General features: G+C 43.6%; 23 protein-coding genes, 1 other RNA gene and 1 pseudogene. 6 read left to right on the top strand and 19 right to left on the bottom strand.

The features are described 5' to 3' along the window. Positions 1-138: 138 nt before the first annotated feature. From ACP7AK_RS09695 to ACP7AK_RS09680, 4 genes and pseudogenes are all read right to left on the bottom strand, one after another. Positions 139-1,020, bottom strand: a complete 882-nt coding sequence (locus ACP7AK_RS09695; RefSeq protein ID WP_425879775.1) for an alpha/beta hydrolase — start codon at positions 1,018-1,020, stop codon at positions 139-141. Continuing rightward, positions 1,010-1,696, bottom strand: a complete 687-nt coding sequence (locus tag ACP7AK_RS09690) for a BON domain-containing protein (protein ID WP_213687039.1) — start codon at positions 1,694-1,696, stop codon at positions 1,010-1,012. Before ACP7AK_RS09690 ends, ACP7AK_RS09695 begins: the two co-directional genes overlap by 11 nt. Positions 1,697-1,829: 133 nt before the next feature. Next, positions 1,830-2,246, bottom strand: coding sequence for a YraN family protein (locus ACP7AK_RS09685; RefSeq protein WP_425879793.1), 417 nt, complete (start codon positions 2,244-2,246; stop codon positions 1,830-1,832). Between the two features lie 11 nt (positions 2,247-2,257). Further along, positions 2,258-3,183 (bottom strand): annotated as a pseudogene (locus ACP7AK_RS09680) (penicillin-binding protein activator). A gap of 10 nt (positions 3,184-3,193) precedes the next feature. On the opposite strand from ACP7AK_RS09680, the gene rsmI reads away from it, so the two are divergent. Beyond that, positions 3,194-4,036: a 16S rRNA (cytidine(1402)-2'-O)-methyltransferase gene (rsmI, locus tag ACP7AK_RS09675; protein ID WP_004279519.1), complete on the top strand. Its 843-nt coding sequence runs from the start codon at positions 3,194-3,196 to the stop codon at positions 4,034-4,036. Positions 4,037-4,127: 91 nt separating this feature from the next. On the opposite strand, the gene ACP7AK_RS09670 is transcribed toward rsmI, so the two are convergent. The 7 genes from ACP7AK_RS09670 to ACP7AK_RS09640 form a co-directional block, all read right to left on the bottom strand. After that, positions 4,128-4,382: a hypothetical protein gene (locus ACP7AK_RS09670; protein ID WP_004646359.1), complete on the bottom strand. Its 255-nt coding sequence runs from the start codon at positions 4,380-4,382 to the stop codon at positions 4,128-4,130. A gap of 174 nt (positions 4,383-4,556) precedes the next feature. Further along, the gene (locus ACP7AK_RS09665; protein ID WP_005107464.1) at positions 4,557-5,804 is read right to left on the bottom strand and encodes an FAD-dependent monooxygenase; all 1,248 of its coding nucleotides are present in this window, start codon (positions 5,802-5,804) and stop codon (positions 4,557-4,559) included. Next, a complete protein-coding gene (gene ubiH / locus ACP7AK_RS09660) occupies positions 5,801-7,009 on the bottom strand; it encodes a 2-octaprenyl-6-methoxyphenyl hydroxylase (RefSeq protein ID WP_425879772.1) in 1,209 nt (402 codons plus the stop codon). Before ubiH ends, ACP7AK_RS09665 begins: the two co-directional genes overlap by 4 nt. Positions 7,010-7,110: 101 nt before the next feature. Continuing rightward, complete coding sequence (locus ACP7AK_RS09655) at positions 7,111-7,683, bottom strand: GNAT family N-acetyltransferase (protein ID WP_425879770.1); 573 nt, start codon at positions 7,681-7,683, stop codon at positions 7,111-7,113. A 527-nt stretch (positions 7,684-8,210) separates the two neighbouring features. Further along, the gene (locus tag ACP7AK_RS09650) at positions 8,211-8,450 is read right to left on the bottom strand and encodes a DUF378 domain-containing protein (RefSeq protein ID WP_425879768.1); all 240 of its coding nucleotides are present in this window, start codon (positions 8,448-8,450) and stop codon (positions 8,211-8,213) included. Between the two features lie 292 nt (positions 8,451-8,742). After that, the gene (gene pepP / locus ACP7AK_RS09645; RefSeq protein ID WP_005107469.1) at positions 8,743-10,077 is read right to left on the bottom strand and encodes a Xaa-Pro aminopeptidase; all 1,335 of its coding nucleotides are present in this window, start codon (positions 10,075-10,077) and stop codon (positions 8,743-8,745) included. A gap of 129 nt (positions 10,078-10,206) precedes the next feature. Then, positions 10,207-10,839 (bottom strand): UPF0149 family protein, encoded by a 633-nt coding sequence (locus tag ACP7AK_RS09640; protein WP_004646351.1) that lies wholly within the window; start codon positions 10,837-10,839, stop codon positions 10,207-10,209. A gap of 64 nt (positions 10,840-10,903) precedes the next feature. Here ACP7AK_RS09640 and ACP7AK_RS09635 point away from each other — a divergent pair, with 64 nt between their 5' ends. The 3 genes from ACP7AK_RS09635 to ssrS all read left to right on the top strand — a co-directional run bounded on the left by ACP7AK_RS09635 (position 10,904) and on the right by ssrS (position 12,026). Beyond that, on the top strand, positions 10,904-11,461 hold the full coding sequence (locus ACP7AK_RS09635) for a hypothetical protein (protein ID WP_191111923.1): 558 nt from the start codon (positions 10,904-10,906) through the stop codon (positions 11,459-11,461). Continuing rightward, positions 11,458-11,745 (top strand): cell division protein ZapA, encoded by a 288-nt coding sequence (locus ACP7AK_RS09630; RefSeq protein WP_004279505.1) that lies wholly within the window; start codon positions 11,458-11,460, stop codon positions 11,743-11,745. Before ACP7AK_RS09635 ends, ACP7AK_RS09630 begins: the two co-directional genes overlap by 4 nt. Before the next feature lie 97 nt (positions 11,746-11,842). Then, positions 11,843-12,026, top strand: a non-coding RNA gene (gene ssrS / locus ACP7AK_RS09625) — 6S RNA. 213 nt (positions 12,027-12,239) lie between these two features. Here ssrS and ACP7AK_RS09620 read toward each other — a convergent pair. From ACP7AK_RS09620 to ACP7AK_RS09590, 7 genes are all read right to left on the bottom strand, one after another. Further along, on the bottom strand, positions 12,240-12,401 hold the full coding sequence (locus tag ACP7AK_RS09620) for a YqaE/Pmp3 family membrane protein (protein WP_425879765.1): 162 nt from the start codon (positions 12,399-12,401) through the stop codon (positions 12,240-12,242). A 305-nt stretch (positions 12,402-12,706) separates the two neighbouring features. Then, entirely contained in the window at positions 12,707-13,993 is a 1,287-nt protein-coding gene (locus ACP7AK_RS09615; RefSeq protein WP_425879791.1) for a PQQ-dependent sugar dehydrogenase, read from the bottom strand. Positions 13,994-14,207: 214 nt separating this feature from the next. Further along, positions 14,208-14,915, bottom strand: coding sequence for a GntR family transcriptional regulator (locus ACP7AK_RS09610; RefSeq protein ID WP_425879763.1), 708 nt, complete (start codon positions 14,913-14,915; stop codon positions 14,208-14,210). 11 nt (positions 14,916-14,926) lie between these two features. Continuing rightward, a complete protein-coding gene (gene uca / locus ACP7AK_RS09605) occupies positions 14,927-18,526 on the bottom strand; it encodes an urea carboxylase (RefSeq protein WP_425879761.1) in 3,600 nt (1,199 codons plus the stop codon). 67 nt (positions 18,527-18,593) lie between these two features. Continuing rightward, positions 18,594-18,857 carry a hypothetical protein gene (locus ACP7AK_RS09600; protein ID WP_314099721.1) on the bottom strand — a complete coding sequence of 88 codons (264 nt, stop codon included), beginning with the start codon at positions 18,855-18,857 and terminating at the stop codon, positions 18,594-18,596. A gap of 359 nt (positions 18,858-19,216) precedes the next feature. Beyond that, entirely contained in the window at positions 19,217-19,807 is a 591-nt protein-coding gene (locus ACP7AK_RS09595; RefSeq protein WP_425879759.1) for a hypothetical protein, read from the bottom strand. 201 nt (positions 19,808-20,008) lie between these two features. Next, positions 20,009-20,491, bottom strand: a complete 483-nt coding sequence (locus ACP7AK_RS09590; RefSeq protein WP_425879789.1) for a VOC family protein — start codon at positions 20,489-20,491, stop codon at positions 20,009-20,011. A gap of 440 nt (positions 20,492-20,931) precedes the next feature. Between ACP7AK_RS09590 and ACP7AK_RS09585 the strand changes: the two genes are divergently transcribed. Further along, on the top strand, positions 20,932-21,513 hold the full coding sequence (locus tag ACP7AK_RS09585) for a 5-formyltetrahydrofolate cyclo-ligase (protein WP_305177493.1): 582 nt from the start codon (positions 20,932-20,934) through the stop codon (positions 21,511-21,513). A 147-nt stretch (positions 21,514-21,660) separates the two neighbouring features. Next, entirely contained in the window at positions 21,661-24,087 is a 2,427-nt protein-coding gene (gene lon, locus ACP7AK_RS09580) for an endopeptidase La (protein ID WP_005246925.1), read from the top strand. 72 nt (positions 24,088-24,159) lie between these two features. On the opposite strand, the gene ACP7AK_RS09575 is transcribed toward lon, so the two are convergent. Next, complete coding sequence (locus tag ACP7AK_RS09575) at positions 24,160-25,092, bottom strand: M28 family peptidase (protein WP_425879757.1); 933 nt, start codon at positions 25,090-25,092, stop codon at positions 24,160-24,162. Between the last annotated feature and the right edge of the window lie 98 nt (positions 25,093-25,190).

Here is a 25,190-nt window from a genome sequence, read left to right as displayed (position 1 = left end):
CTTTTGCCAGTGTTGATCTGTCAGCATGGTACGAGGCATAGCGAATAGTAAAATTGGGTTTGGCGATTTGATTTTACTACTTCGCTATTTTTTTAAGCTAAAAGTGTCAACACACCCTAGTTAAACCAAATATTAGTATCAGGATTTAAATGCATCCTCGAGCGCCCAAAGCACCTGTGCCTTGGTCTGGAAAAACCGGCTAAACAAACTGGAGAGTGAACCCACAATCGTAATATGACCAAGTTTCGGAATTTGAATCAGATGGCTATGATTGCCCTTCTCTTTCAGTACACGGTCCAAATCCTGGCTATTGAAATGCCCAACAATCTTGTCTTTTTCGGCAATAAACAGATAATGCCGGATTGAGCTATTTTTAACAAAATAATAAGGCATCACCTGCTGATAAGGCACCGCCTGATCAAATGCATCGGCACAGATCGGATCATTTTTGTAATCAAAATGATAAGGCCCCGCCAGACCAATAATCGCCCGGATTTGATTGTGATCAATGCTGGCAGATTGCGGATGATACAAGGCAGACATCACATTGAATGCCCCGGCAGAGTGTCCCATCAAGACCAGATTTTCAGCACAGATCTGCAACTGTCCAGCTGACTGCTGCAAATGATTCAGCAATAAATGCAGATCATGAATATAGGTCGGAAAAATATGTTGTGGCGCCAGATGATAATTCATCACCACCACATCATAACCTTCTTTAGCAAAGGACTCGCCAATAAACTGATAATCCTTTTTATCGCCATGTAACCAGGCACCGCCATGCACAAAAACAATCAGGGGACGATGGAGCAAAGGCTGCTGACTCCGGAACAGATCAAAGCGTTGCCGTGATTTTAGACCATAAGCCAGCTGAGTTTCGATCGTGTAACCCTGTTTAGGCGTTAAACGATTCAGCGCATAACTGCCAAAATCATAGAGTCTAAATGCTTTATAGCGTTGCTGGACTTCCAGAATCTGATTCGACAATTGGTTTTTAAAATGACCGACCTTATGGAGCATCGGTTGGTTCAACCGTATCAGGATCTATCGCAACCGGCGTCTGTTCAATACCCGGCTGCGCATATGCCGGTGCAGCAAAGTTTTGATTAGCCAGACTTGAATATTGCTCCACGTTATCGATTAAAGTCACAATTTTGGTGACATTGCCCACTTGCTGCAATACCTGATTCAGGTCAGTAATTTCTGCGCTGTTCAAACGTCCCATCACATACAGCACGCCATCTTCAGTATGCACATGTAGTTTACTGTCCGAAACCACAGTGGCTTTCATGATCAGGCCACGGGTATTCGCTGTGACCGCAGTATCCTGCATGATGGTGCTATAGCTGATCTGATTGCCTACAGTAATAAAATTATGTACCGCTTTGACATCGCTCATGGATTTGACATTGTCTTCAGCTAGCTGCTTGAGATGTGCATCGGGCACCTGACCGGTCAGCAAGACATTGCCATGAAAACTTTCAATATTGACCCGAGCCTGTTTGAAGCGCGAATCCAGTTTATAAAGATTAATTTTTGCAGTACGGACAATTGAGGAATCAATAAATACCTGCCCCAAGGTACGCGCCCCACTTTCAGTTCCGACAGGAGCCGTACCTGTGCCGCTGGAAATAAAACTTGCACAACCTGATAAACTTGCGACACACAGCATTGTTATTGCAATACGCTTAACCACTCAGCAAGACTCCTTCATTTTATTACGTCTTTTTCAATCTAATAATCTGTTTTCAAGCTCAGATCATGTCAATTCTGCTTGAACTTTACAATGATCTTGAAGCAAATATAAGCATCTTTAGACCTTATTTTGTTCAAAGGTTAATAAACTCTTGATCAAAAGTAAAAGCATTTTCAATCCATTCCAGATCATAAGGGTATTGCGAAAAGTCATGCTGTATGGTTTTTGCAAATTGCTGTTTAAAATCAAAACAAATCACGTCAAAACGATAGTAATAGTGTGCAAATTGTGGATTTTTCTGAATAAAGCACATTGCCGTCTTGAGCATCTTTACCTGTTTTGCTCTGCAAATCGACTCGATCGCTTGCGCATATCGGGTTTGCGCACGTGCTTTGACTTCCACAAAGACCAGTTCCTGATCACGCACCAGAATCAGATCCAGCTCGCCATAGCGACTGTGATAATTGGCGGTCAGGAACTGAAATCCATGGTTCTGCATCAGTTGAGCCGCTTGCTGCTCCGCCCATGCACCTAATTGCTGTCGCAGCATTGCTCTTTCGCTCATAGTAGCTTGACACCTGTGCCACTGTACTGGAAACATTGTGGACTACGCTGAATACTGTGGTCCGTGATTTCAATTCGCCCAGTTCTACCCTGAAATTCAATATGCTGCAAATGCGGTTGTGACAGGTACTGCTGGGTGATCTGCCAGGCATCGCCACCGGCTCTTTGGCATAGGCCTGTAGAACATCCGGCCAGTCAGCCAGATAAAGCACAGGTACATCACAGAACTTGATTCCTCGTGGCGGTTTATGCTGTTCGCTAATCGCATTGGCCACGGTATACATCCGTTTATGGCTTAATTCAGGTATGGCAGCCAGCCCTTCTGCATTGCCGAGGTATAACAGCCCTTGTTTTGGCATTAAAAAAATGGGCGCCTTGTTCACGATTTTAAAATTCAGATCACTTTGGCTCAGCAGTGACATCAGCAACAGTTCATGCTCGGCTTCACTGCCCGGCTGGCGTAAAACCAGCAGTTGCTGAACCCCATCTTTAACCAGAAGGGTTTTTAAGGCAGCAGCATCCTCTTTTTTGGACAGGCTGAATTGCCAGACTTGGGGTGATGATTCTGCTACATCATTCAGGCTGAGGGTACGTACTTTAGGTTTGCTCTTGAGTAGTTGTTCCACATCGCTACGTGCCAATGGACCCACCACCATTTTGGTCTTTTTATTGACATGCTGTTTCAGTAGCTGGGAGATATTTTTCTGATTGGAATTGACCCATTTTAATGGAACTTTCTGCCCGGAAGTAGCATAAGTACTGAGAAAACCCTGTTTGATACTCGATGCAGCTCGCGCCAAAGGCCCGGATTCGGGTAGAATGATCAGCACTTCTGCTTGTACGCTGCTGATGTAGCTGACTAAACACAAGCCCAATATTTTATTTTTAATCTTCCATTTTTTATTATTCAATTTATTCCACATGGAGAAACCTATGAGTGCTCAGTTATTTGTTGTTGCGACTCCAATCGGGCACTTAGATGATATTAGTTATCGTGCACTTCAGGTGTTAAAGTCGGTGAGTCTTATTGCTGCCGAGGATACACGAACTTCAGCACAATTGCTTAAACACTTTAATATTCAAACACCTCTGACCGCTTGCCATGAGCATAATGAAAGCAACAAGATTGATCAGCTGATCCAGCGCCTGCTGAATGGCGAAGATATGGCCCTGATCAGTGATGCTGGCACTCCCCTGATTAGCGACCCTGGCTTTAAATTTGTCCGTGCTGCACAAGCGCATAATATTCGCGTGATTCCTGTACCTGGTGCTTGTGCGGCTATTGCTGCCTTAAGTGCTGTTGGCTTGCCGAGTGACCGCTTCAGCTTTGAAGGTTTTCTGCCATCCAGACAAAGTCAGCGCCTGCTGAATCTGGAAAAACTGAAAGATGAAACCCAGACTTTAATTTTCTATGAAGCACCGCACCGGATTCTGGAGTCCGTTAAAGATATGGCCAGCGTTTTCGGAGCAGATCGCCCGGTCGGTTTTGCGCGAGAAATCACCAAGACTTTTGAAACTATCAAGAAAATGACCTTGGGTGAATTGGTGGAATTCATTAGCAATGATCACAATCAGCAAAAAGGCGAAATTGTTCTAGTGATTGGCGGTGCCACCGAAGAAAAAGATCTGGATCAGGAAAAGCTGGATAAATTATTGAATCGCCTATTACAGGACCTTTCGGTCAAAGCTGCTTCACAACTGGCGGCAGATTTAACCGGAATCAAAAAGAAAGTCGCTTATCAACGTGCTTTAGAACTGACTTCGGCAAACGACTAATTGCTTTAGATTTTCTATTACGTTTGGATTTGCAAAAAAAAACACCACATTGAATGTGGTGTTTTTTATAAGAAACAAGTTAATCAATAACTTATTCTTTGGCTACTGATTCATCTGCCGGCACTTCAACAATACGACCACCACTGGCAAGGAAAGCCGCAATCTCGTCTTCAAGTGCTTGACGCTTTTTCAGCTTTGCAGTGACGGTCAAAGTTTCAGCTTCTACAAGATCGGTATCACTGACGACCTCTGTGCTATCGACCGCGCCTTTTTCAGCGGCTTTTGCTTCATCATCGTCAACAATTGAATCTTCAACGTCGTCATCATAATCATTCATGTCTGTCATTTGCATCTCCCCAAAAATGGCCCTCGCTTGGTATTCCAAGTCAGGTATCGAATTAAGTGAAATTTAGCAATCTCTTCGACCTTCGCCTAGTACCAAACATCAAAAAATCGTATCTTTTTTAAACAAAATCGTTACTCTTTATTGGTGTTTGTTTAAAAAATTTACATTTCTGTCTTAAGCTGCGTAGCGTGTGTCTTTAAGTAAACCCAGACCATTGGCTTGCGCCATAAATGCATCTTTCAACATGGGCTGATTTTCTACCTGTTTCAGGCCGAAATTGCGTGCCCAAACCATCGGGAAGAATAATGTGGTTTCCATCCAACCAATCGCAGACATGCTGTGCATCATGGCATCATTCTGGCCCTTACGGCAATGCTCATAGCGTTTCAGGGTCTGCTCATGTGCCCATACGCCACGCGCCTGATCATGTAGCAAAACATCACAGAGCACGGCAGCATCCAGACAGCCAATATTCACCCCTTGTCCAGCTAAAGGATGAATTACATGTGCAGCATCTCCAATCAGGGCTAAACCGTCTTGAATATACTGTTGGGCAGCACGGGCTTTTAAGGGGAAAGTGGCACGTGGTGTCGCCTCTAAGACTCCACCCAACATATGCTGGCTTTCACGAGTCAAGAGTTGAGTAAATTCAGCATCTGACAACGCTGCATATTCTTCGGCATAATCCTCTGGCAAGGTCCAGACAATTGATTGCCAATGTCCCTGCTCTTCCGGATTAAGGCTGGCCATAGGTAAAAAAGCCAGAGGACCAGTTTCGAGAAAAATCTGACGCGCCATGTACTGATGAGGCTGAATCGTTTTAATCGCACAACTGATGCCTGCCTGTTTATAGTCCAGTACATCAATATCGATGAAAGCTTGCTCACGTACAAAGGAGTTTGCACCATCTGCACCAATGACCAGTTTGGTTTTGAGCTGAGTACCATCTTCCAGATGAATGATCCACACACCGACGCCACGTTCAACACGGCTGACTTTGACTTGTGTTCTATAATCTTGAACATTTTCCAGCATCTTTTGCTGAATGGCCAGATTCAGAATGCTGGGCTCCACCATCGAGCCTAAAGCCTGCTCTACCGATGGTGTTTTTTCTGAAGACTGGCCAAAATTAATTTCACCATAGCCATTTTTATTCCACACCTGCATACCAGTATAAGGCTGCTGGCGTACTAAATTTTCCCAGACACCCACCGTTTTTAACAGGTGAATGGTTGCCTGACTTAAAGCCAAAACACGCGGATTGGCCACACGCAAAGTTTTATCTGCATCCAGAATTGGCGCTGCATCCAGAACTGTAGGCTGCACACCACCTTGAGCTAACAGAAGCGCTGTAAGTCCACCAACCAGCCCACCACCAATAATGACGACGTCTAATATTTCGTTAGTTTGATTTAAGCTCATGCTTTTAACCCCATGGCATAATTTGCAACCAGTGGCTTGATGCCTGGAATCGTATCAAAAGCGATTAAACCAGTATTACGAATCAGCTTTAAGAAAGGATTCTGGTTACTAAAACCACGTACTACTGAATCACAGAATTTAATCACACGCTGCTGGTCACTGAGACGGGATTTCTCATAGTCTAGCAATATTGCAGCATCGCCCAAGTCTGCGCCTTGTGCCTGTTGCTCTTTCAGGTAACGCACCAATACATGCGCATCACGCATACACAGGTTAAAGCCCTGTCCAGCGACCGGATGAATCGTATGGGCTGCATTACCCATGAGCACTACACGACCAACAGCCTGCTTTTCAGCTAACACTTGAGACAATGGAAAACTGAACCGTTTTCCGGTTTTCTGGAATTTTCCGGCACGATCGCCATACGTTTCCTGCAAGGCATCCAGAAAATGCTGGTCATTTTCATCTCCCAACCATTCTCCTTCAGTACCTTTTTTCACTGGCCAGACCACTGAACGACGATACTCACCCGGTAGTGGTAAAAGTGCCAAAGGCCCTAAATGGCTGAAACGCTCAAAGCCCACATGAGCATGTGGCTTTGAAGTTTGTACTGTGGTCACAATCGCAACCTGATCATAATCATGTTCTGACGCACCAATACCCAAGGCTTTACGGCAGAAAGAATCCCGCCCATCGGCGGCAATAACCAGTTTGGACTGTAATTTTAGTGACGATTCACCACGCTGAGCTTCGATATAAGCAAAGTCTGTATCTTGGATAAGGGATGTCACTTGAACACCATCAATCAGTTCAATCAATGGCTCTTTTTTGACTTGGGTCAGCAGTACACGACCGAGCCAGGCATTTTCAATGACCTGACCAAAGCTTTCGACTTTTTCCTGTTCGGCTTTCAGTCGAGCCTTACCAAAACTGCCCTGTTCGGTAATATTCACTTCCAGAATTGGGGTAGCATGTTCTTGCAAGGCATTCCAAAGTCCAAGCTCCTGATAGATCTGCACGCTACGGCGTGACAAGGCACTGTTACGTGCATCAAAACTGGAATGATATGGCGCAAGATTTTCATCATCATAATTTGGGTATTTAATGGCTTCCAACAGTTTGACTGCAATATTGATTTTCGCCAACATCAATGCGAGGCTTAAGCCGACCATACCACCACCGACAATGATGACTTCTTGTTGCATGCTTACTTCCTTATCTGTTTATTCGCATCTATGGCGAATTACATAAAACGTATACTGGTTTTATCTTACCTCAAGGCTTTAAATTTTTATAATGATTCGTTTTATTTAGTTTTCTCCATGATGATCCAGCCTATATTGAAAAACCAAGACATCGCGCTTTTCAGTCCCCAACTTCGGCAATACAGTATAGGCATTGATCCGTTCAACGATTTCAAACCCTGTCTTAAAAGCACTTGGTGTGCCTGTATATGTTCTGCATCACAGAAAGTATCTAGTGATTTAAATGTAAGATATTGTCTAAAATACTGAATCACCGCTTTCATCGCCTCAAGCATATAGTCCTGCCCCTGAAATCGAGGACCAAGTCCGAAATGAATTTCAAGGCTGTTATTTTGCTGTTGAATAATCGTTAGTAACCCGATTGCCAGATGACTTTTTCGCTCAGCAATCACCCATGAAAATCCTTTAATCGGTTGCTGCCAATAGCTTAACGCCCATTTCTGCAACATCTGCTGAGTTTGACCGACTGTTGTATGCACCTGTCGTTGTAAGTATTTTGATGCTTCAACGTCGCCACAATACTCTTGGAATAATGAAAATTCATCTCCAACTTTATATGCTCTTAACTCCAACCAAGTTGTCTTTAATTCAGCAACTAAAATATTTATACTCACTTTTATCAACTCAGCATTAAAAAACGGAATGTTGTAATTTCATTTGGCACTTATACGATTCGATCGCAAACCTAGTCAAATTGGTATAACTCGATCTACTCGCTTCGCACAATTTTGAATACATATTGCTACTGGTAAATCCTGAATGATAAAATTGTGAATCAAGCCATTTATAAATGAGCTGATATTCACTTTCAGTAGCAGGAGGCCCATTTTCAATCACTATTATTTTCTTATTTTGAGAGAGTTTTATAAATATAACTCGATTTTTTAGCTAACAGATATTTTAAAAAAAATTTATCCAACCATGTACAACCTAATCTTATTTGTATGATAGTAATCATTAATCTTTAGCTAAGTGTTGTTGTAGATCTGAGGATGATTCTATTAATAACCTATAAACACCTATATAAAAAACCCCGGAAATATACCGAGGTTTCTTCATCTTCCACACTATTTCTATCCTCTCGACAAGCTACTCAAAGACATTATCCTATCTTGTAAGAAACTCGTGCAGGAGGATTAGCTTAACGCACAATATTGGTATGATGATCTGTATGGTGTACTGTTTTACCCAACTTCGTTCCTGTATAAATCAGGTACAATGCCGACAAACCAACCAATACATAAATAATTCGAGATAAGGCGCTCATATCACCAAAGATCGCAGCGACCAAATTAAAATCGAATGCACCAATTAAACCCCAATTGATGCCACCAATGATTGTTAAAGCATAAGCAATCCAGTCAATCGTATTTAATTTCATAAGTGTTCTCCTGCTGTTATTTAAGTTTATTTAAGGATCAGAGAAAGTATGAGAATCTCAGCGCATTTAATATGTAGCTTTGATGCTAAAAACAGATTTTCTGTGTTGACTTCGTGTCACTTTTTAAGCTGTAAATTTTACTTAGGTTAGTTTTATTTGACTTGTTCGAGATAAACGTAAGCTAAGTCACTTTTTGATCGATTCGATATAGCTAGGAATTCTTGTTTAAAACGGCATAGAAATGTCATAAAAAAGCCGATCTTGCGACCGGCTTGCTGTATTTTTTCTCAAATTAAGCAGCGCACGCTTTCGCCATTAATGCCTCAATCTCTTCTACCGTTTTGACGACTTTCGCGGTTAAAACTAGCGGGCCATTTGCAGTGGCCACCACATCATCTTCAATCCTAATGCCAATTCCACGCCATTTAGCATCTACTGTTTCATCATCAGGCGCGATATAAAGACCCGGCTCAACGGTAACGACCATACCCTCTTCATACGAGCGCCATTCACCGTCCACCTTATAAGCACCGACATCATGCACATCCATACCGAGCCAGTGTCCGGTACCATGCATGTAGAACTGGCGGAAAGCTTCTTTTTCTATAATGTCGTCAATATTCCCCTGCATCAAGCCAAGATCGAGCAAACCTTGCACTAGGATGCGCACTGCAACATTATGTGGTTCTTTATACGAGTTACCAATTTGCACAGCATTAATTGCAGCAATTTGAGCATCCAGCACTACATTATATAAAGCTTTCTGTTCCGGGCTAAATTTACCATTCACTGGAAAGGTACGGGTAATGTCTGAAGCATAAAGCTGATATTCAGCCGCAGCATCAATCAGGACCAAATCGCCATCTTTCAGTTCTTTGTCATTTTCTACATAATGCAGGATGCAGGCATTCTCACCGCCACCGACAATACTGTTATAGGCCGGAACACCGCCATTTTTGCCAAAGATATAATTCAGCTCGGCTTCCAGTGCATATTCCATCATGCCCGGGCGTACTGCTAGCATCGCTTGCGTATGTGCATCAGCAGAAATATCGGAAGCAATCTGCATCAATTCAATTTCATTTGCATCTTTATGCAGACGCATTTCATCGACAATACGATCCAGCTGAATTACTTGCGCTGGTGCAGAAGTACCACGACGGCTTTCACCACTTGCAGTTGCAATCCATTTGGCGACACGCGCATCAAACTCTGCATGCTGTCCAATGCGATAAAATAACTGATCTTTATTTTGTAACTTTTCTAAGATTTCTTCATCCAGCAGATCAATTGCATAGGCTTCATCTGCATCATAATCCTGAATAGCCCCGTCAATACCCGCGCGGTAGCCATTCCAGATTTCCATTTCACGGTTACGTTCCCGACAGAACAAACTGTAGCTATAGCCTTCTTCTTCAGTGTCAAAGGTTTCAATCACAGCCACAGCTTCAGGTTCCGCAAATCCGGTTAAATAGAAGAAACTACTGTCGGCGCGGTATTTATAATCTGCATCACGGTTACGCATAGCTACCGGACTGGTCGCGATAATGGCGATACTGCGTAAACCAATTTCCCCTGCGAGGATTGCGCGACGTTCCTCAAAAACTGCCTGTGTCAATTTCTTCATTACACCTTACTTCTTATCGATCAATACTTGTATTTAGAATATAGTCTTGAAATCAGACTATAGATTTCACTGTAAACAGCAAAATATATGCCTGATTTCAAGCAGGTGATGACTCACCTCAGCATTTCATCAGCTTGGACGTTTAGGCGAGAAAATCTCGACCACACTTTGCGCGTCTGTAACAGCGGCTTTAGGCTGATTTTTTTGACTAAATTGCTGTAAGAGTGGTGTTTCTTCAACTTCGACCTTTTTACGCCCTAAAGACAGGCTGACAGGAATCAGACGCACAAATTCGTACAATTCCTGATAGCTTTCTTCACCTTCGGCATCATCGTCCGAGTCTTCAAATTCAACTGCGGCTACATCTTGTAAATGTTCAATCAGTTCAACTTCATCCTGACGGATATGTCCTGAAGCCAGTCCGAAACCTAAGACCACGCCGGCACACCAGTCCGCCAGAGCCTGTACGCGTTCTGAAAGCACATGCTCATCATCAGGCAGCAAAGGTAAATAATCCAGCTCATCTTCAGACAATGCATGGAACACATCTTCAGCTTCGCCCGTCAACAACTCTAATGCTTCGGCATCCAGTTCAGGTACATCCAGTGTTTCTAAAATCTGTAACCACTCTTCACTGCTTGGCGCCTGGGTGACACAAACAATGCCTGTTAGCAAACCATGCAGTTCGCTAGGGCTAGAAATTTCCTCAATTGAAGAAAAATTGCGGTGCCATTCGGTCCAACCTGAAATATCGTCTTGCATTCGTTTATCCAATCTTTATACTGCTTATATATTACCTTTGTTTGCAACACTGTGCGACCTCGATATGTTAGAAGAATTACAGCGTCTACAAGTGCAGATCGGCGTGTTAAAAACGCGACTTGCACGGCTTGAAAGTGAAAATTCCAGTTTGCGCGAAGAGCAAGACTCTTCAATGATGCAACATCAACAGCAAATTGAACAAAAGAACAGCGTGATTGCGCAAAAACAACAAGAAAATGAAAATCTGACAGAACAATTGACGGATTCTCGTGCCCAATTTCAACTGCTCAATAATGATGCAACTGCACTGGCAGACCGTTATGGCCGTCTGGAAAAAAGCTGTACCGATCTAAAAAACCGTTTTCAGGAAATTCTGGCTGAACGCAATGAGCTGCGTGTGGTTAAGGAAAAGATGATCCTTGAACAGCGTCATGCCCAACAGGAAATTCAGCGTCTGACTCAGGAATCTGAACGTTTAACCCAGAAAAATGAAAATGCCAAAGCCAAGGTTGAAGCGATTATTCAACGTCTGGCGATTCTCGGTACTGCGCAGGATCATCACGCACAGGAAATTCAACAACTGGCCCATCCGACTGAAGCGACTGAGGAAGCCTCACCATGAGTGAACAAATTGCAATTGATCTCAGAGTATTGGGGCATAGTTTCCGTCTGGCCTCTACTCCTGACAAGCAGGAAGAATTAGAACGCGCAGCACAGTTATTAAATGACAAATACGATGAATTTCGTCGTAAAGCACCACGTATGGAACCTAGCAAGCTGATTATTATGGTGGCACTTGAGCTGATGCAGGAGGTTTTGAATATGAATAGATCACTGCAACAATATGCGCATTGCGAGCGTTTGTTACAAACTATTTTAGAAGAAGTTGAAGAACTGACTGAATAATCTCGAATTCTGTTTAAACTTCGGACATTCGACCGAACTGTTTACAGTTCATGAACAGCATAGAGTTGCCACACCGGGATTATTGTTTATAATTAACTTAACTCTGAGGTGTTCGCCAGCGGGTCTATTCCCCTGCCGATACTAACACTTATGGGTGTGTTCTGTATATTTAGAGTGTATGCCCATCTCCGTATGGGAAACCCAGCAAGTATACGTCGCATCCTCCTTGAACTCATCGGGTTCAGGGTAACGACACATGCAGCGGCATCTTCGGAGTACTTCAATTTCTTTTTCAAAATATAATTATAATTTTTCCTGAATTTCCTCTTATTTTAATTTTATAGTCTTTCTCTCGAACATTCTTCCAGATTCATTTTATTGATGTAATAATCATCTTGCATGAAAATGAACTCTTTTAAATTAAAAAAAGAAATCTAAATTGCTTTAAGTTAAATAAAGATGAAAAAGTTTTTGGTAACTCACTCCCCTATTTTTTAGGCAATTTTATCTCGATATAAAACATGCATCGCCCAGATTGCAGCAGGAATCCAGCCTAAAATCGAAATCTGAAGCATTAAGCATACTGTCGCTTCGACTGGTCGATGAAGGGTCATAAATAATGACCAAGGGAAAATAAATGCAACAATTGATTTCATTTTTAAAACCCTCTTTTGCCATGTTTTAAATTTTTATATCCAGTTTTTATGGGCACTTAAAACTGGTACTAAGATTTAGATATTTTTAATGGGATCAGCAGAATCTCTGTACATGCTGTAATCCCGCGTAAAAATATCCTGAAAGCCTAATTCAGCCAGCTTAAATGAAGCTTAAAAATTATTTTAAATCCGCTAACCTTTGCATATTTTCAATCAAAATATTGACGTTTGAATGAAACAGTCTTTGCTTTAACTTTTATTTTCCATAGATTCAGATCTGAATAAAATCTTGAATCCCTAGACCTTTATTTACTTACTGCAGCTAGTGTACTCAAGGGTGATACTCGCCAAATCACATCACCGACATCATCAGCAACCAAAATGGCACCTGAAGAATCTACCGCCACACCGACCGGTCGCCCATATGCATCGCCCTGATCACTTAAAAATCCAGTCAAGACATCTTGAGGTGGGCCCATCGGTTGCCCATTCTGAAAGGGAACAAAAATCACTTTATAGCCACTATGCGGTTTGCGGTTCCATGAACCATGCTGGCCAATCAGCGCACCGTTTCGATATTGAGGCATCAGGTCTGCCCTATAGAAGGCCAAGCCCAATGAAGCTGTATGATTGCCCAATGCATAATCCGGTGGAATTGCTTGCGCAACTAAGGCAGGTTTTTGCGGTTTGACCCGTGTATCTACATGTTGGCCATAATAACTATAGGGCCAGCCATAAAAAGCACCTTCTTTGACAGAGGTCAAATAATCAGGAACCAGATCATTACCGAGCTCATCACGTTCATTCACCACTGTCCAAAGTGTGCCGCTCTTAGGTTGCCAATCCATGCCATTCGGATTACGCAGTCCGGTGGCAAAAGGTCGCGCTTGAGCACTGGCTATGTCAAATTCCATGATCAGTGCCCGGCCCTGCTCTTGCTCTAAGCCATTTTCAGCGACATTACTGTTGGAACCCACCGTGATATAGAGTTTGCTTCCGGCAGGATTGGCAATAACATTTTTGGTCCAGTGATGGTTTAAACGACCTGCCGGTAAATCCAGCATCTTGGTACCAGTTGCTGTAATTTGAGTCGCACCGTTCTGATAAGGAAAACGCATCAGGGCATCAGTATTCGCCACATACAACATATTACCGACTAGCGCCATGCCAAATGGAGAATTGAGATTCTGTAAAAATACGGTTTTTTGTTCAGCTACCCCATCTCCATTGCTATCGCGAAGCAGACTGATGCGGTTGGCACTGGGGTGCGATGAACCTGCACGTTGCATCACCCATTTCATGATTTTGCCTTTGATCCCTTTGCTGTCATCGGGCTTAGGCGGTGCATCGGTTTCAGCCACCAGTACATCACCATTCGGCAATACATACAGCCAGCGCGGATGCTGCAACCCTTTGGCAAATGCCTGAACTTTTAAACCTGTCGCTGTTGTCGGCATTTTACCTTCAGGCCAACCTTTAGCAGGTGCAATATTGACCGTAGGCAGCAAGCTTGATTTTGGTTTGGGCAAATGTGGCTGGGAACCATAACTGTCATTGATTGGCGACTTGGAAGGCATGGTACATCCAGTCATGGTTAAGAGAAGTGCACAGCCGGCACCTGTAAGTAAAAGTTGAATAGGCTGATGAAGCATTTTTATCTCTTGTTATTATCATCCTCAACTTACTTTAAAAAACAATTTGAGATGCCACTAGCGGGTTCTTGTTTTTTCTGGTTATGAATTGGTTATCAATTTTAAGTCAGGTCTGATATTTTTCTTGCTATAAAATAAATTTATCCTGATTAACTTACGCAGGACTAGAGGATAACATTTCCAGTGTAATTTTTTTCACCTCATTACGGCTGTGCCGGATATGGGCATCCAATATAGAGAGACAGAACGCTGCATCTTGGGCAAGCAGCGCCTTTAAAATCTGTTGATGTTCAGCATAGGTGGCTGTAACCCGATAATCTTTGGAAAAATCCAGACGGCGTATAATGCGAATTTTTTCGCTGATCTCACTATGTATTTTTGCCATTTCTGCATTGCCGGCTGCCAATACCAAATGACAATGAAATGCTTCATCTTCTACAGATAACCGCCTGAGATCATAGATATATTGTTCTGGTTGAATACACCAGGTTTGAATCAAAACAGCCAGAGCAACCTGCAACTGGTCTTTGGGCATCTGACAAAGTTGTTCGACTGCATAACCTTCCAATAAAATCCGCAGATCATACAGTTCTTCATAAACTTTAAAGTCTAGTGACCGAACCTTCCAGCCACTTCTAAACTGCACCTCGACATAACCTTCCTGCTGCAAGCGATACAAAGCTTGCCGGATGGGTGTACGGCTTACGGCATAGCTTTCAGCAATTTCCGATTCGGTAAAGCGCTCTCCCGGCATCAGCTTAAAGTCAAAAATGTCATTTTTAATTTTCTGGAAAACCAGCTCAGACAGATTGTCTGAGCTTTTTCCTGTCGCTTTAGTACTTGGATTGCGAACAATAGTCATGGCTCAATCCATTACTCCATATAGACCAGTGGCTCACCACTATGCACGGTCTGACCAGAACGGCAGATAATGGCTTTGACAATGCCATCATCGTCAGCATAGACCGGCAGCTCCATTTTCATGGCCTCGATGATGGCCACCGTGTCGCCTTTTTTCACAATCTGCCCGGCTTCTACAAAAATCTTCCAGATATTGCCGGTCATAGAGGCGTTGAGAGGGACATACTGGCTGTAATCGGTATCATCCTGCAGCACTTCTATTTCTACAGGTGCATCAAACTCGTCTTTCCAGCGCTCTACCTCGGCACTAAAAGCAGCCTGCTGCTGCGCTTTAAAAGCAGCAATACTGTCCTGTTCTGCAGCAAGGAAATCCTGATATGCTGCAAAGTCAAACTCGCATTCCTCAATTTTGATTTCTGCCAGACCATGGGCGAAATCAGCACGGAACTGATCCAGTTCGGCCTCAGTGACCTCATAATATTTAATCTGGTCAAAAAAGCGTAAGAACCATTGCTGATCGCCAAACTGCTTGTTCTTTTTAAACTTATTCCAGATCGGTACGGTACGGCCAATCAACTGATAGCCACCCGGTGAGTCCATGCCATAAATACACATATACATGCCACCAATCCCGACTGTACCTTCAGCGGTAAAAGTACGGGCCGGATTATATTTGGAACTCAGTAAACGGTGGCGCGGATCAATGGGCACTGCACAAGGTGCAGTCAGATATACATCACCTAGCCCTAAAATCAGATAATTGGCATCAAAAATAATGTCTTTAACTTGCTGACGAGTGTTTAGACCATTAATTCGCTGAATAAAATCGACATTATTCGGTAGCCATGGGGCCTTGGCACAGACACTTTCCTGATAACGCTCAACCGCACCCAGAGTCGCTGAGTCCTCAAAGGCCATGGGTAAATGGATAATTCTTGAAGGTATTTTAATGTCACGTAAATCACCCATCTGTTCTTCAAGACCAAGCAGGAAGTGAATCAGTTGCTGCTGGCTCAAACGCAGACCATCATATTTAATCTGCAAGGATCGCACACCAGGTGATAATTCCAGGATACCGTCAAGATCAGCTTCACGGATCAGTTGCATCAAGCGGTGTACGCGCAGGCGTAGGGCCAAATCCAGTACGTTATCACCGTATTCCAGCAAGATATAACTGTCACCTGCCTGACGATATACAGCTTTTGGTGCATCTGGCGTAGCTTCACGCAATGCCAGGATACTTTCTGCCTGAACTGTAACGATTTCAGCCTCGCTGGTTATCTCTGCCTTGGCAAAGTTTTGGAGGGTTTGAATTTGCTGCCGCTCCAGCGCATTGGCCTGCTTTACCGAGATTGGATAGAAGCTAATCGTGTCATCGGCTTTCAGTTGACCAATTTTCCAGAGTTCAGCTTTGGCAATGGTCACCGGACAGACAAAGCCACCCAGGCTCGGACCATCTTTGGCAAGAATTACGGGGAAATCACCGGTAAAGTTAATCGCACCAATGGCATATTCACAGTCATGTACATTGGATGGATGCAGACCCGCTTCACCGCCATTTTCACGCGCCCAGCTTGGCGTCGGTCCGGTTAAACGGATACCCAATCGGTTCGAGTTAAAATGCACTTTCCAGCTTGATGCAAAAAACTCCTCAATATATTCAGCTTTAAAGAAATCAGGAGCGCCATGCGGACCATAGAGCACACCAATTTTCCATTCCTTGCCATAACTTGGAATCAGATCTGTTGCCAAAACTTCAGGTTCTGCAATCGCTAAAGGTAGACCATCGGCCGGCAGCTCAGGATTCACCATCTTAATCATGTCACCAGCCCGTAACACTCGGCCTGCATGTCCACCAAAATTACCTAAAGCAAAGGTAGAACGGCTACCCAGATATTCCGGCACATTCAGACCATTTCGTACAGCCAGGTAGGTCCGGCATCCAGATTCAACCTGTCCAATTTTTAGGGTTTGGCCTGCTTTTACCTGAATAGGCTGCCAGAAATTTACTGCTTCATCATCCAGACTTACCGGACAAGGTGCGCCAGTTAAAGCAATGATATTTTCTGCATGAAATTTGAGGATTGGACCTTGCAGGGTAAATTCAAACCCGGCGGCGGCCTCGACATTCCCAACAATTTTATTGGCCAGCCGGAAGGCATAATCATCCATTGGGCCTGAAGGCGGTACACCAATATCCCAATACCCGACACGACCCGGATAATCCTGAATCGAACTTTGTGTACCCGGCTGAATCACCTCAATCACATTCGGCACATATTTGAAATCATCCAGCATGCGTGTCCAGATCTGCATCTGTTCAAAACGTGGATCTGAAATAACAGTATGCACATAATCCAGATTGGTACTAATACCATTCAGGCGAGTTTCAGCTAAAGCTGATTTAAGCGTATGAATGGCAGTATCACGATCTTCAGCATGCACAATAATCTTGGCAATCATCGGGTCAAAGTATTGGGAAATTTCAGTTCCGGTACTCACCCAGGTATCAACCCGGACATTTTCCGGAAAAAAGACATCGGTCAAAATCCCTGGACTCGGCTGGGAATTCTTAACTGGATCTTCGGCATAGATGCGTACTTCAATCGCTGCACCTTGAGGCTGAATACTGCTTAGATGCTTCCAATCCAGAGTATCACCTGCTGCAACTTTCAACATGCATTCAATCAGGTCTAAACCGGTCACCATTTCAGTCACCGGATGCTCCACCTGCAAACGGGTATTCACTTCAAGGAAATAAAACTCGTCACGTGCTGTATCGTAAATAAACTCAACCGTACCGGCACTGCGATATTCCACCGATTTGCCCAGTTCAACTGCCGCCTGATGCAATTTTTGACGGGTTGCTTCAGGTAACTGTGCCGCTGGTGTTTCTTCCACAACCTTCTGATTACGGCGCTGCAGTGAACAGTCACGCTCGCCCAAAGCCACCACTTGCCCCTGACCATCCCCAAAAATCTGTACTTCGACATGACGGGCTTTATCGAGAAAGCATTCTAAAAATACTCCGGCATCTTTAAAGAACTGCTCGCCCAGACGTTTTACACTTTCATAAGCCTCCTGAAGTGCCTCGGCATCATCACAACGGGTCAAGCCAATTCCGCCACCGCCTGCTGTACTTTTCAGCATAATTGGATAACCAATTTTTTCAGCTTCTGCCAAAGCTTCGTCCAGACTATTTAGCAGACCTGTACCGGGAGTCATCGGTACATTGGCAGCTGCAGCAAGTTCACGGGCACGATGTTTTAAACCAAACTCTAAAATTTGCTCCGGTGTTGGCCCCATGAAAGCAATATTATTTGCTTCGCAGGCACGGGCAAAGTCAGCACTTTCTGACAGAAAACCATAACCTGGGAAAATTGCTTCGGCCCCGGTATTCTTGGCTGCGGCAATCAGCTTTTCAATACTTAAATAGGTATCACTCGGTTTGGTACCTTCTAAGGACACTGCAATATCTGCATCAATCACATGCTGTGCATAACGGTCCGTTTCTGAATAGACGGCTATACTGGTTATACCCATTTTTTTTAATGTGCGAATGGCACGAACAGCAATTTCGCCGCGATTTGCAATCAGTACAGTTTTAAACATGTGAATCCCCTTTTATTCTCTCTATTTTTTGAATCTGCTGAATGGGTCTATTTCGTTGTTTTCTGATTCAGCTGCTGTATATAAAGCCGCTATCGACTATGTTCGCTGCTCTGTGTCGTAGCCTTTGATACATACCGTCCGCAAATACAGCTTTTTTAAATGCATCGTTTTTTGCTTGAAGAGGTGCAGCATTCGTAACCGGAATCCAGACAAGTTCACCCACCTCAACATGGGTAGTGCGTTGAGCAAGATGATTCAGTTGAAGCTGTTTTGGCTGATCGGCATCGCGCCATTTTCGGACTGTCCAGCCGATCATTTTCTGATGAAGCATTCTGTATCCATTCTTGTATCCAAGTTTGAATACAGTTATGCAGAACTTATGCCAGTTTAATTTTCTATATTATTTTCAATATTTTAATAAAATTTAAGATGTATAAATTAGGGAGAATTTCGTTAGATGATTGTTTTTGGTTCAGCCTGTTTTCAATTCAGTGCAAAAATTATTCTTAAACTCATATTGCATGATCTGCATTATTTCAACTTTTGCAATACTCATATAAAAGCCCATCTGTTGATGAGCTTCTAAGTGAACTATTTTATTTGTAGCTTAGGACAGTCATAAAAATTGAGTGTATTAAATATCCGAATTGAAAGGTTGAATCAGCGTGCATTCGTCATTGCGGTGATTCATTACTTCACAGGAATCATTAAGTGCTGATAAGGCGTCCCAGACCACATGACATAGGGCACAGCGGTATCCGGTTGCGTATGTTTAGGATACATCTCATAGAAACGAGCTTCAGCACCGACGATCATGACATGGGGACCCGTTTTGACCCAATGATTGCCCGCAGTAGGCTTCTTGGCATAGGGATCGACATTACTGGCATCCGTACCACCTGCCAGCATATACATGAAGCCTACTTTTCCAACTGTGGGCGGTTTATGTCCCATCCAGGCTTCTGCCCATTCTAGAGCGGCCTGATCCATACACATTGGGTCTGGACCTGGAGTGGTCAGATTATCAGGCATACAGGTAAAACCATTATTGCCCTTGCGCAAGGTACGTATTTTGCCATCTGCACCGACAGCGACAATCGTGGCTGCAGCGGCTACTTTCTTAGGTGCAGCAGTCATGGCACTTGCAATGGCTTTCTTATCGGCAGCAGATGAAGCTGCGCCTGAGCTGGCTTTGCCCGACATGGGCGGTTCAACGGCTAAAGCGGCAGGTGCAGACAGCGCGACCCATCCCGCCATAAGCAGTAATTGAGGAAAATTCATGGCACATTCTCCTTGAATCATCATGAAGAAATTGGATTTAGGTTCAGATCAAGTTGGATTAATCTGTAATTTTTGTAACGTATCCTTATAGAGTTGAGGGATAATTTGAGTTGATCAAAAGAAAGGAGAAGATTTAACTATTGCAGTGAAATTGCGCTACACAGCGATATCAACTGCAATGAAAGACAATATCTTTGGCGCTTAACCACGAAATGCTGCTTCGATCACGGAGATGTCAATTTTCTTCATGGTCATCATCGCATTAAATGCGCGCTTGGCCGCAGCACGGTCAGGACTGTTACAGGCGTTGATGAGGACCATTGGCGTAATCTGCCAGGAAATACCCCACTTGTCTTTACACCATCCACACTCGCTTTCCTGACCGCCACTGCCAACAATGGCATTCCAGTATCGGTCTGTTTCTTCTTGGTCTTCAGTCGCCACCTGAAATGAAAATGCTTCATTGTGTTGAAAGTCAGGGCCACCATTCAGTCCAATGCAGGCAACGCCCATCACCGTAAATTCGACGGTGATAACATCGCCTTCTTTTCCGGAGGGATAATCTCCGCGTGCAAGATTGATCGCGCCAACTGAGGAGTCTGGAAAGGTTTCTGCATAAAATCGTGCTGCACCTTCGGCATCGTCATCGTACCAAAGGCAGATAGTATTCTTCGCAATATTCATCATGTTCAATCTCCATTGATTTAGGTCTTACGCGCTCTGCCTAAGTACAATGTGTCTCATATATCGGTCGAGAATAGTCATATGATCCTTGTCTATCTTTCACCAAAAAATATAATAAACCTACTTTAGAATTGTATTTTTATTGATCGAAAGCTGTTTCAAAGTGCTTAAACTGATGCGTTTCCAGAGTTTTTCACTGAACAATCGGTTGCTTGGAAAATCGTGAATCAACCAGATTGAATCTCCTTTCTCATGACAATTTAAAAACCAGTGATGCAACAGCTTTTTAGTTTTTGAACTTTGAGACTGCTGGCAAAATTAGCCGAATTTAAATAAGCAGATACGGAATAATATAAAATTGCAGCTCATAATTATTTTTTACTTTTCCAGAATTCCCACTTAGACTAGAGCACAAATTTGTTGCATATGCTTTTTGCCCTATGACCATTCAGGAATTAAGAAGATACCTTCGTAAAACGCGTCGTCATCTCTCTAAATTTGAGCAAAGGCAATCCGCACAAAAAGTTCTAAACCGTCTGATCCGCAGTCCAGAATTTATTCATGCCCAACGTATTGGCCTGTATTTGCATGCTTTTGGGGAGATTCAGACCCAGGCGATTATTGAACGCTGCTTTAAACTGGGCAAACAGGTGTATCTACCAGCGATTTGCGACATGAATCAGCAGCTGGTCTGGATCCGGATCACCCAGCACCAATACCATAACAAGCGCTTTGCCCATCATCGGCTGGGTATGCGAGAGCCCATGAGCACCCGTGGTGTACATGTTTCCAAACTGGATTTATTGCTCATGCCACTATTGGCCTGTGATACTTCGGGCACACGGATTGGTATGGGCGGCGGTTTTTATGATCGTACCTTGGCTTCTGCACCTGGGCGTCCATTCCGTCTGGGGCTGGCGCATGACTTTCAACTGCTGGCACAGCCGCTAAAACGTGAAACATGGGATCAGCCCCTTGATGCTTTAATCACCCCGACAATATTTATAAAGTTCAAACGTTAATTTTGCAATTTTATCCTTGCTAACTACTTTAAAATCACATAATTAGTCATTTTTCATACAATTTAATCTTAACTGCCCTTGTATTTTTAAAATTACCCATCACTATTAAAAGCATGGCAACACCGTTGTCACTCATTAGGAGTGCTCATGTCTGAAATTATTATGAATCAAGAAACCTTAGAGCCTCAGGTTCCAAGTGTACTACCCCTTTTGGCGCTGCGTGATGTGGTGGTTTATCCGCATATGCAAATTGCGCTGTTTGTCGGTCGTGAAAAATCGATCAATGCAGTTGATGTGGCTCGTAACAGTGACAATCTAGTATTTGTAGTTGCGCAAAAAGATTCGCTTACAGAAGAAATTGATCACGACAATTTATATCAATACGGTACTGTCGCGAAGATTGTGCAAGTTGTGAATCACGAAAATGATGAAAACTGTATTAAAGTCCTGATCGAAGGCCTGCACCGTGCCAAGCTGAAAACCATCATTGACGAAACTGAGTATCTGACAGCAGAGCATGAACTCAGCCCAATGACGGTGAGCGTCGATGCAGACACCCAAGCTGTGCGCTTGCAGGAATTGCGTGCGCTTTTCGCTCAATATGCAGAAGCGAAACTTCGTAATGCGCGTGAACTGATCACCGCAGCCAACAAAATTGAAGATCTATTACAGTTATTGTTCTTCGTCGCAACCCGTGTTCCATTGAATATTGATGTCAAACAGAAATTCCTGGAACATGACGAATTCGAAGCACATTTGACTGAATTGATGACTTATCTATTGCAACAGTCTGAAGAACAACAGATTGAGCAAACCCTGCATGATTCTGTTAAACGTCAGATGGAAAAGAACCAGCGCGAATATTTCCTGAATGAAAAAATGAAAGTCATTCAGCGCGAGCTTTCTGATATGAATGGCGGTGCGGAAGACGATGTCGCTGAAATTGAAAAACGTCTGGCTGAAGCAGATTTGCCTGAGCATGTACGTAAAAAAGCAGAAGCTGAATTCCGTAAATTAAAAGCGATGCAGCCTGCTTCAAGTGAAGCTGCTGTGGTACGTAACTATCTGGAAGTCATTCTGGATACACCTTGGAATAAAGCCAGCAAAGTCAGCATTAACCTGAACAAGGCACAGGAAATTCTGGATGCAGACCATTATGGTCTGGACGATGTCAAAGATCGCATTGTGGAATATCTGGCAGTTCAGTCACGTGTGAAAAAATTGCGTGGCCCGATTCTATGCTTGGTTGGTCCTCCAGGTGTGGGTAAAACTTCACTCGGTGAATCGATTGCCAAGGCAACTGGTCGTGAGTTCGTGCGTATGGCGCTGGGCGGCGTGCGTGACGAAGCTGAAATTCGCGGTCACCGTCGTACCTATATCGGTGCGATGCCAGGTAAAATTGTGCAGTCATTGACTAAAGTGGGCGTAAAAAACCCGTTGTTCCTGCTCGATGAAATCGACAAGATGGCGCAAGACTACCGTGGCGATCCGGCTTCTGCGATGCTTGAGGTACTTGATCCATCACAGAACAACAAGTTCAGCGATCACTATCTAGATCTTGATCTGGACCTGTCTGAAGTAATGTTTATCTGTACCGCGAACAGCATGAACATTCCTGAGGCGCTGCTGGACCGTATGGAAGTGATTCGTCTTCCGGGTTATACCGAAGAAGAGAAAGTCAATATTGCGGACCGCTACCTTGTTCCTAAAGCCATCAAGAACAATGGTCTACGTGCCAAAGAATTGACCGTGCATGAAGAAGCGATTCGTGACATCGTGCGCCGTTATACGCGTGAAGCCGGTGTACGTAACCTTGAACGTGAAGTTTCAAAAATTGCACGTAAGGTGGTGAAAGAGGCGGTTAGCAAGAAAGCCAAAAATCTTCAGGTTGAAGTGACAGCAGGAAATCTTCCAGATTACTTGGGTCCACATAAATTTGACTATGGTATGGCGGAAGAAGAAGCGCAAATCGGCCGTGTAAATGGTTTGGCTTGGACTTCGGTTGGTGGTGAATTACTGACCATTGAAGTTGCAGCAGTTCCAGGTAAAGGTAAGTTCATTACTACCGGTTCTCTTGGCGATGTCATGAAAGAATCGATTACTGCTGCAATGACTGTGGTGCGTACCCGTGCAGATGAACTCGGCATCGAAGCCTCGCGCTTTGAAGAAACCGACGTGCATGTGCATCTACCTGAGGGTGCAACACCGAAAGATGGTCCATCAGCAGGTTTGGCTTTGACTACAGCATTGGTGTCTGCTTTCACGGGTATCCCGATTCGTCCGGATATCGCGATGACAGGTGAAACCAGTCTGGGCGGTCGTGCGCTGCGTATCGGTGGCTTGAAAGAGAAACTTTTGGCAGCCCATCGTGGTGGCATCAAGCTGGTATTCATTCCACAGGAAAACGTACGTGACCTGGCGGAAATTCCAGAAAATGTCAAAGAAGGTCTAGAAATTAAAGCCGTAAAATCGATTGATGAGATTTTACCGCTGGCACTGACCTCTTTGCCAAAAGCCTTGGTTAAAGCACCAATTGTGAAAACCAAAGAAGAAGCGAAAGCAGCGCGTCATTAAGACTTGATGTTTCGTATAAAATACCCTGCTTCGGCAGGGTTTTTTATTGAGTTATTGAATAAAACAACTGAATTATGGCTGTAGTGCCATCGTAACCAATCCATCAATCACATGAGTCATCTTGTTCAGATCAAGCTTGTCTAAAGTATCCAATTCGGTATTGTAATAAGGATTACGATAATTCGCAGTATCGGTAATCAACATGGTCGAATAGTTGAATTTGGCATAATTCAGATAGCCAGAGAAATTCATATCCTGAGCAAAACTTGGGCTAACAAAGCGTTGACACTCCAGACGGTTAAAACGCTGCATGGCATCACAATAATCTCCAGTCAGGCCAGTTGAGGCTAAATGCCCAATCGCGGCAATAAAGTTACCATGTCGTGGATAAATCCACTTTAATCCCACCGGATAGCTCTGCACCTGATGTTCATCAAAATAACCAATCGAATCCAGAATCACCACGCCCTTAATTTTCTGCTTCTGCTTTTTTAAAGACTTGGCATGCATATAACTGCCCATATGTTCTGTCTTGAAAAAAGGCGGCTCTTCTAGCGTATAGAAAGCAAATTCGACATCATGTTGGAGCTTGGATTTTTGCAAAGCGAGTAGTCTTGCCGTTTCCAGTAAACCCGCTACCCCTGAGGCATTATTATCGGCACCTTTTTGGGTACTAAAGACATCATAATGCGCTCCCATCACCATTTTGGTCTTTGCTTGAGTATCCAAATTACAGATGACATTTCGGTAACTCAGGTTATTGACCACATAAACCTGAAACTGGCATGGAATACCAAAGCGCTGCATCTGTCCTTTAATCCAGGCAGATACCTGATTCAGCTCTTTCAGATTTTTATAATTTCGGTATTCATCGACACTCATGATCTGGCTAAAAAATAATTCCAGATGAGAAACCTGAGCATTTTTGCTCGAATTGGCTGCACAGAGACTAGACCCCATGAGGCCTATCAGTAACAGCAGCACAGTACAACATCCTTTTATCATGACACTGTTCCGCATTTATTATTATTCCATTCCTTTATCAAGCGGATACTTGAACTAAGGACATTAAAGCAACACTAAATCTCTCATTTCAATTTCAA

The organism is Acinetobacter sp. TWP2-2-3 (genome assembly GCF_049896445.1).
GTDB lineage: Bacteria > Pseudomonadota > Gammaproteobacteria > Pseudomonadales > Moraxellaceae > Acinetobacter.
This window is presented reverse-complemented; position numbering and strand designations above follow the sequence as displayed.